Source organism: Nonomuraea sp. NPDC004702, from assembly GCF_053601695.1.
Window position 1 is genome coordinate 1 of record NZ_JBSGCE010000060.1, and the last position, 12,959, is coordinate 12,959.

Sequence of the window (12,959 nt, forward strand, 5' to 3'; positions counted from 1 at the left end):
CGACCGCCGCCCACGCCTTGGCGTAGTGGTCCATCAGCTCGGGGTGCTCACCGGTGGAGTTCCAGAAGTGGTCGAAGGCCCGGATGACGCCGGTCCAGCTCGACGTGCCCGGCCACCCCGGGCGTGCTCACCGTGACCGGACGCTGCGGCAGGGCCGAGGCCAGCACGCCGAGAGAGGTCATCCGCGCGCCCTCGCCGCGCGCGGTGACCCTCAGCTGGAACGCCACGACCGGCCGCCTGGCCACGAACGTGTCCACGGCCACGTCGCCGTCCTCGTCGCCCTGGCCGGGCACCGAGGTGCGCGGCCCGTGCTCGGACCACCGGCCCATGACGTACCACTTGGTCAGCGTGCCCGCCCCGGTCCTGGCCCGCAGCTCCACCTCGACCCCGCCGCCCGGCGGGGTGCGCGCGGTCCACGAGGGCACGAGCTGGGTGGCCGCGAAGCCGACCCGGTGTTCCTCGCTGGTCCACGTGCCCCCGGGCACGGTGAGACGGGTGAAGGCGACGCGCGCCAGATCGACGGTGAGCACCAGCCATATTGTGGTTTCACACCCGGTGTCGCACATCGGTTGGTTTACGTACCAGCCCGGACGTGCCCCCGGCGCGCGGGACGCCGGGGACGCGCGTGGCGCCCCCGGCGGAGCCGGATCAGAGGTAGAGACCGGTGGACTCGTCCGTGCCCGCCGGGGCGATCGCGCGGCCGGCGCGCAGGGCGTACAGCTCGGCGAGCGTCGCCCCCGAGGCGCCCACGCCCTGCGACGACCCCAGCCAGGCGACGGCCTCGTCCCTGGTCAGCGGGCCCACCTCGATCTGCGCCAGGCAGCGTCCCGGACGGATCACGGCCGGGTGCAGGCGGGTCAGGTCTTCGTTCGTGGTGATGGCCACCAGCACGTCGCGGCCCTGGCCGAGCAGGCCGTCGGTGAGGTTGAGCAGCCGCGACAGCCCCTGCCCCGCCTGGGCCTTGGCGCCCGAGCTGATCAGCTCGTCGCAGTCCTCCAGCACCAGCAGTCGCCACCGCTGCGTGTCGTCGTCGGTGTCGTAGCCGACCGCCACCTCCATCAGGTAGCCCGGGTCGTTGAACAGCCGCTCGGGGTCGAGCACGCAGTCGACCTGGCACCAGTCGTGCCACTGCTTGGCCAGCGTGCGCAGCAGCGTGGTCTTGCCGGTGCCGGGCTGGCCGTGCAGCAGGATGAGCCGGCCGTTGACGTCGGCGGGCGTGGTGGCCATCAGGCGGCCGAGCGCCGGGCGCACCTGCGCCGAGTAGTTCGTGCCGATCTCGTCCCACGGCTGGGCGGTGATCGGCTTCTCCGACCGGTTGCCGCCGTGGGAGCCGCGCCACCAGAAGCCCATCTCGACGTGGTCGGCGTCGGGCATCGGCTCCTCGGCGCCGTCGATGCTCTCCTTCAGCACCGAGGCGGCCAGCTCCTCGCTCACCGCCGTCACGCTCACCGTGGCGGTGCGGTTGCGGTGCCGCACGACCCGCAGCGTCCAGCCCTCGCCGCAGATGAGCCGCGACTCCGAACCGTCCTCCACCTGCGCGGTGCGCAGCATCCGGCCCTCGGCCGGCTGCAACCGGGCGTCCGGACGTACGCGCTCCAGATTGGCCAGCTTGGACCAGGGCTGGACGCCGGTCGCGAACGGCGACAACGCCAGGGCGTCGATGACGTCGATCGCTGAGTCGGCGTCGTCGATCCAGATGTTCATCGGCAGCTCGGACGAGGAGTCCGCGCTGGGGAACGGCACCTCCCTGATCACAGACATAGGTAAAGGATCTCCTTCGTGGGCTCGGATGTCGAAGGGTTATACGAGTGGTTCGGTCACTTTTTGCCGAGATCGCCGGTCTGGGTGACCATGCCCAGGCCGGGCACGTCCCGCCAGGTGTAGGTGAGAGTGTCGCCTTCAAGCTCCAGCCAGACAGTACCCGGGATGCAGCCGCCCGTGGACGTCCCGAGGGAGAAAGTCAGCCGGTCCGGGCGTACCTCGGTCAGGGTGATCGTGGCGGCGCAGTCGACCTGGGAGTCCTTCTCCGTCCAGGCCGCCCGCGACTGGCCGGCCTTCAGTTCCACCGTGTTCTCTGCGCCGTCGGGGTCGAGCGGGTTGGTGGTGTCGGTGTGGCCGGACCAGGTGCCGGCGAAGGCGGCCGGGATCTTCAGATCGCCGGTGCCGCCGGGGGTCGCGGTGGCCGGCGCCGTGGCCGTCCCGGAGGTCGCGGCGGGTGTGGCGGGGCCGGTGGCCGTGGCCGGCGGGGTGGAGAGGGCGGCGGCGGCCGTGGACGGCGGCGGGGTGGACAGGGTGGCGGTCGAGCCGGGCGTGCGGGTGGTCAGCAGGACCACGCCGCCGGCCACGGCCAGGGCCAGCAGGGCCGCTCCGGCGCCGACGAGGGCACGGCGTCCCCGATTTCGGGCCGCGCGGCTCTCGCGCGTGTCGGCCGCCCCCGGATCGCCCCTCAGAGCCCCCGCTCCCGGCCCCGCTCCCGGCCCCGCTCCCGGCCCCGCTCCCGCTCCCGCTCCCGTGGCCGGGGTGGGGGAGACCAGGGTCATCAGGAGGGCGGCGGCCGTCGGGCGGTGGGCGGGGTCCTTGGCCAGGGCGCCGGCGACCGGCCCGCGCAGCCGGGGCGGCAGCGCCGACAGGTCGGGCTCGGCGTGCAGCACCCGGTGCAGCACCGCCGGCACGGTGTCCGCCCCGAACGGGCTGACTCCCGTGGCCGCGTAGACCATCGTCGCCCCCCACGCGAACACGTCGGAGGCCCCGGAGGCGGGCGAGCCCGCGATCTGCTCCGGCGACAGGTACGCGGGCGTGCCGACCAGCCCCGAGGTGTGCGTCGCCGCCCCCTCGGCCCTGGCGATGCCGAAGTCCACCACCCGCGGCCCGTCCGGCCCGAGCAGCACGTTGGACGGCTTGAAGTCCCGGTGGACGACCCCGGCCGCGTGGATGGCCGCCAGCGCGGTGGCCGTGCCGACCGCCAGGCGCTCCAGCTCCCCGCCGCGCAGCGGGCCGCGCCCGGCGGTGTTGCCAGCGGCGTTCCCAGCGGCGTTCCCAGCCGCGTTCCCGGCGGTGTTCCCGGCCACCCGGTCGGCCAGCGAGGGCCCGTCCACGAACTCGCTCACCACGTACGGCCGCGAGCCCCGCGTCGAGACGCCGAGCACGCGGGCCGTGCAGAAGGAGGCGATCGACTCCAGCGCGTCGAGCTCGCGCGCCAACCTGGCCCGGGTCTCCTGGTCGCCGGCGTTGAGCAGCTTGACCGCGACCGGCTCCCCGGAGGCGGAGTGGGCCAGGTAGACCACGCCCTGCCCGCCCTCGCCCAGACGCCCGGCCAGCCGGAAATCGCCCAGGAACGCCGGATCGTCCGGTGTGAGGGGGGTCACCATGGCGGCTAGGTTACCGGTCGCCATGCGGAAGCCAAGATCGCCCGGTACCTTGTGACGTCGGTTTAAATCACTCCTTACACGGAGGTATCGGGGAAGTGTCGAGGATCACGGTCCGCGAACGGGCGCGGTACTGGTTCGACAACACCATGTCCAGGGGGACGGCCTCGCTCATCGGCTGGCTCGCGGTGGTGTCGGTCGCGCTCATCCTCGTGGTGGCCGCGCTCACGCTCTGGCTCGCGCCCGACGAGCCCGACGGCGTCAGCGGCCCCGGGCAGGTGCTGTGGGTGGCCCTCATGCACGCCCTCACCCCCAGCAAGGTCGCCAGCGACAAGGGCTCGTTCGGCTACATGACCGTCATGTTCGCCGGATCGCTGGGCGGCATCTTCATCGTCAGCATGCTCGTCGGCCTGCTGTCCAACGGCCTCAAGCAGAAGGTGGACCGCCTGCGCAGAGGCCGCTCGCGCATCGTCGAGTCCGGCCACACCGTGGTGCTCGGCTGGTCCGACCAGATCTTCACGATCGTCACCGAGCTCGTCAAGGCGCACGCCAGCCAGAAGAACTCGGTCATCGCCGTCCTGGCCGACCGCGACAAGCTCGCCATGGAGGAGGACATCCGCGAGCACGTCGGCGACCTCGGCAGGACCCGCCTGGTCTGCCGCACCGGACGTCCCACCGAGCCGCGCGACCTCGGCCTGATGAACCTCACCGCCGCCAGGTCCGTCGTCGTGCTCTCACCCGAGGGCGAGGACCCCGACGCGCACGTCATCAAGATCCTGCTCGCCCTGGCCAAACGGGACGGCTCCCACCCGCCCGTGGTCGCCGCCCTGGCCTCCGCCCGCAACCTCGCCGCCGCCCGGCTGGCCGGCGGCGAGGACGTGCACCTCGTCGACTCCGACGACACCGCCTCCCGGCTGATCGTGCAGTCCTCCCGCCAGTCCGGCATGTCCGTCGTCTGCATGGACCTGCTCAACTTCGACGGCGGCGAGATCTACCTGCGCGCCGACGAGGAACTGGTCGGCGCCACCTACAGCAAGGCCCTGCACGCCTACGAGACCGCCGCCGTCATCGGCTTACGCGGCCCGGCCGGCGTCGTGCTCAACCCGCCCATGGACACCGTCATCACGGCGAAGGACCAGGTCGTCGTCATCGCCCACGACGACTCCCACATCACCCTCGCCACCGGCGAGCCCCCGATCGACGAACAGGCCGTCACCACCGCCGCCGCCCCGCAGCCCGAGCCCGAACGCACCCTCCTGCTCAACTGGAACGGCCGCGCCGAGCAGATCGTGCGCTACCTGGACGGCTACGTCTCCACGGGCTCGGTCCTGGACATCGCCGCCGACCACCCCAAGGCCGGCACCGGCCTGACCGGGCTGCGCACCCTCACCGTCAACGTCAAGGACTGCGACACCACCGACCGGTACGCGCTGGAATCCCTCGGCGTCGGCCTCTACCAGCACGTCATCGTCCTGTCCGACGACCGCTTCGACCCCCACCACGCCGACACCCGCACGCTCATGACCCTGCTCCAGCTCCGCGACATGCAGAGCACGCTCGGCGAGCACTACTCGATCGTCAGCGAGATGCACGACGAGGGCAACCGGGCGCTGGCCGAGGTCACCGAGGCCGACGACATCGTCATCAGCGACACCGTCATCGGCCTGCTGCTGGCCCAGCTCGCCGAGAACCGGCACCTCGCCGACGTGTTCGGCTACCTGTTCGACTCGCACGGCTCGGAGATCTACCCCCGGCCCGCCGCCTCCTACGTCCGGACCGGCACAGAGGTCACCTTCGCCACCATCGTCGAGGCGGCCCGGCGCAGGGGCGAGACCGCGATCGGCTACCGCGACAACGTCTCCAGAAACGTCCCGCCGCATTACGGAATCGTGCTGAACCCCGCCAAGAGCGACACCGTCGTCCTCGGCCGGGGGGACTCGGTGATCGTCCTGGCCGAACGCTGACCCCCGGCCCGGCCCAGGACCCGTCGGCTACCGTGTGCGGCGTGAGGACCATCGACTGGGCCGGCGACGCCGTCGAGCTCGTGGACCAGACCCTGCTGCCCGGCCGGTGCGTGCGGCTGCGCGTCGAGACCGTGGCCGAGCTCGTCGCGGCGATCAGGCGGCTGGCCGTGCGCGGCGCCCCCGCGCTCGGCGTGGCCGGCGCGCTCGGCGTCGTCCTCGCCGACGGCGACCTCGGCCAGATCGCCGAACTGCGCGCGGCCCGCCCGACCGCCGCCAACCTGGCCTGGGGCGTCGACCAGGCCGCCGCCCACCTGGACAAGGGCCGGCAGGCGGTGCTGGCGGCCGCGCTGCGGATCCGCGACGACGACATCGCCGCCTGCCTGGCCATGGGCGAGCGCGGCGCCGCCCTGCTGGAGGGCGACCGGCTGCGGATCATGACCGTGTGCAACACCGGCGGCCTGGCCGCGGTCGAACGCGGCACCGCCCTCGGCGTCGTCCAGACCCTGCACGAACGCGGCCGCCTGGCCGAGGTGCTCGCCCTGGAGACCCGCCCGCTGCTCCAGGGCGCCCGGCTCACCACCTGGGAACTGGCCAGGATGGGCGCGCCGCACCGGCTGGTCGCCGACTCGGCGGGGCCGTACCTGCTGGCCAAGGGCGAGGTGGACGCGGTGCTCATCGGCGCCGACCGCATCGCCGCCAACGGCGACACCGCCAACAAGATCGGCTCGTACGCGCTCGCGCTCGGCGCCGAACGGGCCGGAGTGCCGTTCATCGTGGTCGCGCCCGAGTCCACCATCGACCCCGCCACCCCGACCGGCGACCACATCGAGATCGAGGATCGCGACCCCGAGGAGATCCTCACCGTCGGAGGTGTACGCCTGGCCCCCGAGGGCACACAGGCGCTGAACCCCGCGTTCGACGTGACGCCGCACGATCTGATCACCGCGATCGTGACCGAACGGCGGGTGATCAGACCGTGAAATAGCGCGATCCCCGGACCTGCTCACCTCGCTGGCGTTACGCTCGGTCGTCCCGATATCTACTCTCGGAGAGCACTCGTGGACATCGATCTGGTGTTACGCCGCGACTGGCAGGCCCGCGCGCCCCGCGGCTCCTACACCCAGCTTGACTCGACCAAGGGCGTCAAGGTCCACTACACCGGCGGCCGGGTCGAACCCGCCATCGTGTCCGACCACGCCGGCTGCGTCTCCCTCGTGCGATCGATCCAGGCGTACCACATGGACGGCAACGGCTGGATGGACATCGGCTACAGCTTCGTCGCCTGTCCGCACCGGAAGGTGTTCGAGGGGCGGGGGCTGCATCACCTGCCGGCGGCCAACGGTCCCGGGCTCAACGCCGGTCACTACGCCGTGCTCGGGCTGGTCGGCAACGCCGGGCTCGTGCAGCCGCCCGACGCGATGCTGGACGCCGTCCTCGACGCCGTCCAGTACGTGCGCGACCGGGGCGGCGCCGGCAAGGAGATCAAGGGCCACCGCGACGGCTACTCGACCGACTGCCCCGGCGACCCCCTGTACGCCTGGATCAAGCGCGGCGCCCCCCGCCCCGGCGGCGGCACCACCCCGCCGCCGCCCAAGGGCGCGCCGCCCTTCCCCGGCCGGTTGCTGAAGTACCCGCCGGTCATGGAGGGCGAGGACGTGCGCACCTGGCAGCGGCAGATGCACAAGCGCGGCTACGACCTGACCGTCGACGGCGCGTACGGCGCCCGGTCCCGCGACGTGTGCCGCGAGTTCCAGCGCGAGCAGGGCGTCGAGGACGACGGGATCGTGGGCCCGCTCACGTGGAGGCTGGCCTGGGAGGCGCCGACGGCTGACGGGTAACCCCCGGATTACTGCGGCGGCCGGGCAGCGCCTACTATCCGTTGCATGGAACTGGCAGCGGGCTTTCCTCCCACCACTCGCGACGACTGGCGGAGGCTGGCGGTCGAGGTCCTGCGCAAGTCGGGGGTCGAGGCGGGCTCGCCCGAGGAGGCGCTGTCCAGCCCGACCTACGACGGCGTGCCGGTCATGCCGCTCTACGACGCGGGCGACCTGCCGGGCGATCCGGGGCTGCCGGGCGCGCCGCCGTTCACGCGGGGGGCGCGGGCGCGGCCCGGCTGGGACGTCCGGCAGCGGCACGCCGTGGCCGACCCCGAGGCGGTGCTGGCCGATCTGGAGAACGGCGTCACCTCGCTCTGGCTGGTCGTCGGCGACGGCGCGATCCCGGTGGGCGCGCTGCCCGCCGTGCTGAAGGACGTCTACCTCGACCTGGCCCCGATCGTGCTGGAGGCGGGGGAGCGCACGCGGGAGGCCGCCGAGGCGCTGTTCGGCCTGGCCGCCGCGCAGGGCGTCACGCCCAGCGGCAACCTGGGCGCGAGCGGCGTCGAGGCGGCGGAGCTGGCCGGGCGGTGCGTCGCGGTCCCGGGGCTGCGCGCGGTCATGGTCGACGCCACGCCGTACCACGACGCGGGCGGCGCCGACGCCGAGGAGCTGGGCTGCTCGATCGCGCGGGGCGTGGCCGAGTTGCGCACGCTCACCGGCGCCGGCCTCACGGTTGAGCAAGCGCTAGGCCAGATTGACTTCCGGTACGCCGCCACCGCCGACCAGTTCGCCACCATCGCCAAGCTGCGCGCGGCGCGCCGGTTGTGGGCCAGGGTGGCCGAGGTGTGCGGCGCCGCCGAGCACGGCGGCCAGCGCCAGCACGCCGTCACCAGCGCGGCCATGATGACCGCCCGCGACCCCTGGGTGAACATGCTGCGCACCACGCTGGCCTGCTTCGCGGCGGGCGTCGGCGGGGCGGAGGCGGTCACCGTGCAGCCGTTCGACGCCGCGCTCGGCCTGCCCGACGCCTTCTCCCGGCGCATCGCCCGCAACACGCAGTCGCTGCTGCTGGAGGAGTCGGGGATCGGGCGGGTGGCCGACCCCGCCGGCGGCTCCTGGTACGTCGAACGCCGCACCGCCGACCTGGCCGAGCGTGCCTGGGCGTGGTTCCAGGAGATCGAGGCCGCCGGAGGCGTTGAGGCCGCCGGCGAGCTGATCGAGCGGCGCGTCGCGGCCACCCGGGCCCGCCGCGACGACGACATCGCCCACCGCCGCTTCCCGATCACCGGCGTCAGCGAGTTCCCCGATCCCGGCGAGAAGCCGCTGCGCCGGCCGCCCGCCCCCGCCGGGCGGCCGGTGGCCCGCTACGCCCAGGAGTTCGAGGCGCTGCGCGACGTCGCCGACGCCCTGCCCGAGCGTCCGAAGGTGTTCCTGGCCACCATCGGCCCGGTCGCCGCGCACACCGCGCGAGCCTCCTTCGCCGCCAACCTGTTCCACGCCGGCGGCCTGGCCACCGAGACCGCCGGGCCGGGCGCCGACCCCGAGCAGATCGCCACCGCCTTCGCCGTGAGCGGCGCCGCCGTCGCCTGCCTGTGCTCCACCGACAAGCTGTACGCCCAGCACGCCCGCGCCGTGGCCGCCGCCCTGCGGCACGCGGGCGCGAGACGCGTCTGGCTGGCGGGGAAGGGAGACTACGAGGGCGTGGACGCCTGCCTCTACGCGGGGTGCGACGCGCTCGCCGTGCTCCGTCAGACGTTCGAGGACCTGGAGGTGCTGCGATGATCCCCGACTTCTCGGGCGTCCCGCTCGGGCCGGGGGCCGGCTCCGGCGCGGCGGCCGTCCCCGGGGGCGAGGTGTGGGAGACGCCCGAGGGCATCGGGGTCAAGCCGCTCTACACGGCCGCCGACCTCGACGGGCTCGACTTCCTGCGCACCTATCCCGGCGCGGCCCCGTACCTGCGCGGGCCCTACCCCACCATGTACGTCAACCAGCCCTGGACGATCCGCCAGTACGCGGGCTTCTCCACGGCCGAGGACTCCAACGCCTTCTACCGGCGCAACCTGGCGGCCGGGCAGAAGGGCCTGTCGGTCGCCTTCGACCTGGCCACGCACCGGGGCTACGACTCCGACCACCCGCGCGTGGCCGGCGACGTGGGCATGGCCGGGGTGGCGATCGACTCCATCTACGACATGCGGCAGCTCTTCGACGGCATCCCGCTCGACCGCATGTCGGTGTCGATGACCATGAACGGCGCGGTGCTGCCCGTGCTCGCGATGTACATCGTGGCGGCCGAGGAGCAGGGCGTCGCGCCGGAGGAGCTGGCCGGGACCATCCAGAACGACATCCTCAAGGAGTTCATGGTCCGCAACACCTACATCTATCCGCCGGCCCCTTCGATGCGCATAATCTCGGATATTTTCGCTTATACGAGCGAAAAGATGCCGAAGTTCAACTCGATCAGCATTTCTGGGTATCACATCCAGGAAGCCGGGGCGACCTGCGACCTCGAACTCGCCTACACCCTCGCCGACGGCGTCGAGTACCTGCGCGCCGGGATCGCCGCCGGGATGGACGTCGACCGGTTCGCCCCCCGGCTGTCGTTCTTCTGGTGCATCGGCATGAACTTCTTCATGGAGGTCGCCAAGCTGCGCGCCGCGCGGCTGCTGTGGGCCAAGCTGGTGTCGCGGTTCGGGGCGGCCAACCCCAAGTCGCTGAGCCTGCGCACGCACAGCCAGACCTCCGGCTGGTCGCTCACCGCCCAGGACGTCTTCAACAACGTCGCCCGCACCTGCGTCGAGGCCATGGCCGCCACTCAGGGCCACACCCAGTCGCTGCACACCAACGCCCTCGACGAGGCGCTCGCGCTGCCCACCGACTTCTCGGCCCGCATCGCCCGCAACACCCAGCTTCTCCTGCAGCAGGAGTCGGGCACCACCCAGGTCATCGACCCCTGGGGCGGCTCCTACTACGTCGAGCGGCTCACCCACGACCTCGCCGAGCGCGCCTGGGCCCACATCGAGGAGGTCGAGGCGGCCGGCGGCATGGCCAGGGCCATCGAGGCGGGCCTGCCCAAGCTGCGCATCGAGGAGGCCGCGGCCCGTACCCAGGCGCGCATCGACTCCGGCCGCCAGCCGGTCATCGGGGTCAACAAGTACCGCGCCGCCGACGACGAGCCCATCGAGGTGCTCAAGGTCGACAACAGCGCCGTACGCGCCCAGCAGCTCGACAAGCTGGCCCGTCTCCGGGCCGAGCGCGACGGCGAGGCCGTGCAGCGTGCGCTCGACGCGCTCACCAAGGCCGCCGAGAACCCCGCGCCGGGCCTCGACGCCAACCTGCTCAAGCTCGCCGTGGACGCCGCCCGCGCCAAGGCCACCGTCGGCGAGATCTCCGATGCCCTGGAGCGGGTGTTCGGCCGGCACGCCGAGCAGGTGCGTACCATCTCCGGTGTGTACCGCGACGAGTCAGGCAACGCCGAGGCCATCGAGCGCGTCCGCCTGGCCTGCGCCGACTTCGAGCGGGACGAGGGCCGCCGCCCGCGCATCCTGGTCGCCAAGATGGGCCAGGACGGCCACGACCGGGGCCAGAAGGTGATCGCCACCGCCTTCGCCGACCTGGGCTTCGACGTCGACGTCGGCCCGCTGTTCCAGACGCCGGAAGAGGTGGCCAGGCAGGCGGTCGAGGCCGACGTGCACATCGTGGGCGTCTCGTCGCTGGCGGCCGGGCACCTCACGCTGGTGCCCGCGCTGCGGCGCGCCCTGGCCGACCTCGACGCGGCGGACATCATGATCGTGGTGGGCGGCGTCATCCCGCCGGGCGACCACGACGAGCTGCGCGCCGCCGGCGCCGCCGCCATCTTCCCGCCGGGCACGGTGATCGCCGACGCCGCCCTCGATCTGCTCCGGACGCTCACCGGCCGCCCGTAGCGCTCTCCGGACCCTCGCCGGCCGCCCGTAGCGCTGCGGGCGGCTCGGCGGGTCACCGGCCGCCCGTGACCCTTCGGGCGGCTCGCCCGGGTCAGAGGGCGTCGTCGCAGATGGTGACGGCGACGGTGCGCTGACGGGTGACCGGCGCGGTGATCCGCAGCGTGACGCTGTGGGGGCCGGCGGTCGTCAGCGCGGTCGGCGAGGTCAGGTGGCGGGGGGCGTCCTCGGCGACCGTGGCCGAGGAGCGGGCGGTGACCGTGCCGTCGACGATCCAGGTGTACCGGAGGGTTACCGGGTCGCCGGTCCTGGTCACCGCCGCCTGGAGCCGTACCGCGCCGTCCCAGCAGTCGCCGTTCCTGGTGCCGCCGGACGGGCGCAGGGAGGCCAGGGTGAGGCGGTCGGGGGCCGGGGTGGCGCCGGAGGTGCTCTCGTCCTGCGGGCCGGGGACCGGTGTGCGGGTGTGTCGTGGGCGTCGGGTGGGGGAGGTCGCGGTGCCGGGGGTGGGCGCGGGGGTGGGGGCGGTGGTCACGTCGGCCACGTGGGTGGCCTTGGGCGTGGGCGTCGAGGGAGTGAGCCACACGATCGCGCCCGACAACACCAGCACGGACACCCCGGAGACCCCGGCCACCATCGCGGTCTTCACCCGCCGCCGCACCTTGACCTTGGGCGCGCTTCCCGGCGTGGCGGCCTGTGGGGCGGGGGCCTGTGGGGCCGGGGCCTGTGGGTCCGGCGATCCCCCGTGGGTGAGGGGTGGCGTGCCCGCGACAAGACGCAGTCCGGTGGTCCCCGACGCGACCCCGGGCCCTGCGGCGGGCGCCGGGCGAGCCGGCGCCCCGGGGGCCGCCGGGCGGGTCGGCGTTCCGGCGGGTGCCGGGCGAGGCGAGGGGCCGGCGGGTGCCGGGTGGGGTGGCGCTCCGGCGGGTGCCGGGCGGGTCGGGGGTCCCGACGGTGCTGGGTGGGTCGGGGGTCCCGACGGTGCCGGGTGGGGTCGGGGTCCTGAGGGTGCCGGGTGGGGGGAGGGGCCGGAGGTGGCGGCGGGGATGGTGAGCAGGTGGCGGAGGACGTCGGCCATGGGCGGGCGGCGGGCGGGGTCCTTGGCCAGGCAGGCGAGGACCACGCCGAGCAGCGGTTGCGGCAGGTCGCCGGTGCGGGGTTCGTCGTGCAGGATGCGGTTGATCACCGCCGGCAGCGAGTCCTCGCCGAACGGCGGCATCCCCGTCGCCGCGAAGACGAGCACCGACGCCCACGCGAACACGTCCGCGGGCGCGCCCGCCTCCCGTCCCGAGAGCTGCTCGGGCGCCATGTACGCGGGCGTGCCCGTGATGGCGCCGGTCGCGCTCACCCCCGTCCCGAACGCCGCCGAGACGCCGAGGTCGGTCACCCGCGGACCGTCCGGCCCGAGCAGCACGTTGGACGGCGTGAAGTCGCGGTGCGCGACGCCCGCCCGGTGCGCCTCGGCCAGTGCCGTCGCGGTCGTCACCGCCAGCCGCCGCAGCTCGTCCGCGCCGCGCAGGGCGCCGGCGTCCTGGAGCGAGGGCCCGTCCACGTACTCGGTGACGACGTACGGCCGGCCCCTGACCGAGGCGTCCAGCACCCGCGCGACGCAGGACGGCTCCACGGCACGCGCGGCGGCGATCTCCCTGGCGAACGGCTCACCGGCGGTGACGCCCTCGGCGAGCACCTTGACGGCCACCGGACCGCCGTCGCGCCCGCGGGCGAGGTAGACGACACCGTGGCCGCCCGCGCCGAGCCGCCCGGCCAGCCGGTAGGGTCCCACCGCCGCCGGGTCGCCCTCGCGGAGGGGTTCGACGTTGGGCATGAGGGGAGTGACTCCTGTGACGGCTGTGATCAGAACTCCAGCACCTTACTGGCAAATAACCGGACTTGTCA

9 protein-coding genes are annotated in these 12,959 nt (G+C 73.7%); 5 read left to right on the plus strand and 4 right to left on the minus strand.

Going from position 1 to position 12,959, the window contains the following annotated elements:
- Positions 1-47 precede the first annotated feature (47 nt).
- The 3 genes from ACWEJ6_RS42910 to ACWEJ6_RS42920 all read right to left on the minus strand — a co-directional run bounded on the left by ACWEJ6_RS42910 (position 48) and on the right by ACWEJ6_RS42920 (position 3,368).
- The gene (locus tag ACWEJ6_RS42910) at positions 48-530 is read right to left on the minus strand and encodes a hypothetical protein (RefSeq protein WP_452431283.1); all 483 of its coding nucleotides are present in this window, start codon (positions 528-530) and stop codon (positions 48-50) included.
- A 118-nt stretch (positions 531-648) separates the two neighbouring features.
- Positions 649-1,761 (minus strand): DUF5925 domain-containing protein, encoded by a 1,113-nt coding sequence (locus ACWEJ6_RS42915; RefSeq protein ID WP_358293268.1) that lies wholly within the window; start codon positions 1,759-1,761, stop codon positions 649-651.
- 56 nt (positions 1,762-1,817) lie between these two features.
- Complete coding sequence (locus tag ACWEJ6_RS42920; RefSeq protein WP_452431284.1) at positions 1,818-3,368, minus strand: serine/threonine-protein kinase; 1,551 nt, start codon at positions 3,366-3,368, stop codon at positions 1,818-1,820.
- Positions 3,369-3,463: 95 nt separating this feature from the next.
- Between ACWEJ6_RS42920 and ACWEJ6_RS42925 the strand changes: the two genes are divergently transcribed.
- From ACWEJ6_RS42925 to scpA, 5 genes are all read left to right on the plus strand, one after another.
- A complete protein-coding gene (locus ACWEJ6_RS42925; protein WP_387669961.1) occupies positions 3,464-5,329 on the plus strand; it encodes a CASTOR/POLLUX-related putative ion channel in 1,866 nt (621 codons plus the stop codon).
- Between the two features lie 41 nt (positions 5,330-5,370).
- The gene (gene mtnA / locus ACWEJ6_RS42930; protein WP_452431285.1) at positions 5,371-6,309 is read left to right on the plus strand and encodes an S-methyl-5-thioribose-1-phosphate isomerase; all 939 of its coding nucleotides are present in this window, start codon (positions 5,371-5,373) and stop codon (positions 6,307-6,309) included.
- A 78-nt stretch (positions 6,310-6,387) separates the two neighbouring features.
- Positions 6,388-7,167 (plus strand): N-acetylmuramoyl-L-alanine amidase, encoded by a 780-nt coding sequence (locus tag ACWEJ6_RS42935; protein WP_397164170.1) that lies wholly within the window; start codon positions 6,388-6,390, stop codon positions 7,165-7,167.
- Between the two features lie 45 nt (positions 7,168-7,212).
- On the plus strand, positions 7,213-8,928 hold the full coding sequence (locus ACWEJ6_RS42940) for a methylmalonyl-CoA mutase family protein (RefSeq protein ID WP_452431286.1): 1,716 nt from the start codon (positions 7,213-7,215) through the stop codon (positions 8,926-8,928).
- Positions 8,925-11,069: a methylmalonyl-CoA mutase gene (gene scpA / locus ACWEJ6_RS42945; protein ID WP_364334009.1), complete on the plus strand. Its 2,145-nt coding sequence runs from the start codon at positions 8,925-8,927 to the stop codon at positions 11,067-11,069. Before ACWEJ6_RS42940 ends, scpA begins: the two co-directional genes overlap by 4 nt.
- 91 nt (positions 11,070-11,160) lie before the next feature.
- Here the strand turns inward: scpA and ACWEJ6_RS42950 are convergent, their stop codons facing one another.
- Complete coding sequence (locus tag ACWEJ6_RS42950; RefSeq protein WP_452431287.1) at positions 11,161-12,888, minus strand: protein kinase domain-containing protein; 1,728 nt, start codon at positions 12,886-12,888, stop codon at positions 11,161-11,163.
- Positions 12,889-12,959: the final 71 nt, after the last annotated feature.

Excerpts from the sequence above, each read along its gene's own strand:
- ACWEJ6_RS42950 (WP_452431287.1), bottom strand. The coding sequence starts at position 12,888 with ATGCCCAACGTCGAACCCCTCCGCGAGGGCGACCCGGCGGCGGTGGGA.
- ACWEJ6_RS42940 (WP_452431286.1), top strand. The coding sequence starts at position 7,213 with ATGGAACTGGCAGCGGGCTTTCCTCCCACCACTCGCGACGACTGGCGG.
- scpA (WP_364334009.1), top strand. The coding sequence starts at position 8,925 with ATGATCCCCGACTTCTCGGGCGTCCCGCTCGGGCCGGGGGCCGGCTCC.
- ACWEJ6_RS42915 (WP_358293268.1), bottom strand. The coding sequence starts at position 1,761 with ATGTCTGTGATCAGGGAGGTGCCGTTCCCCAGCGCGGACTCCTCGTCC.
- ACWEJ6_RS42920 (WP_452431284.1), bottom strand. The coding sequence starts at position 3,368 with ATGGTGACCCCCCTCACACCGGACGATCCGGCGTTCCTGGGCGATTTC.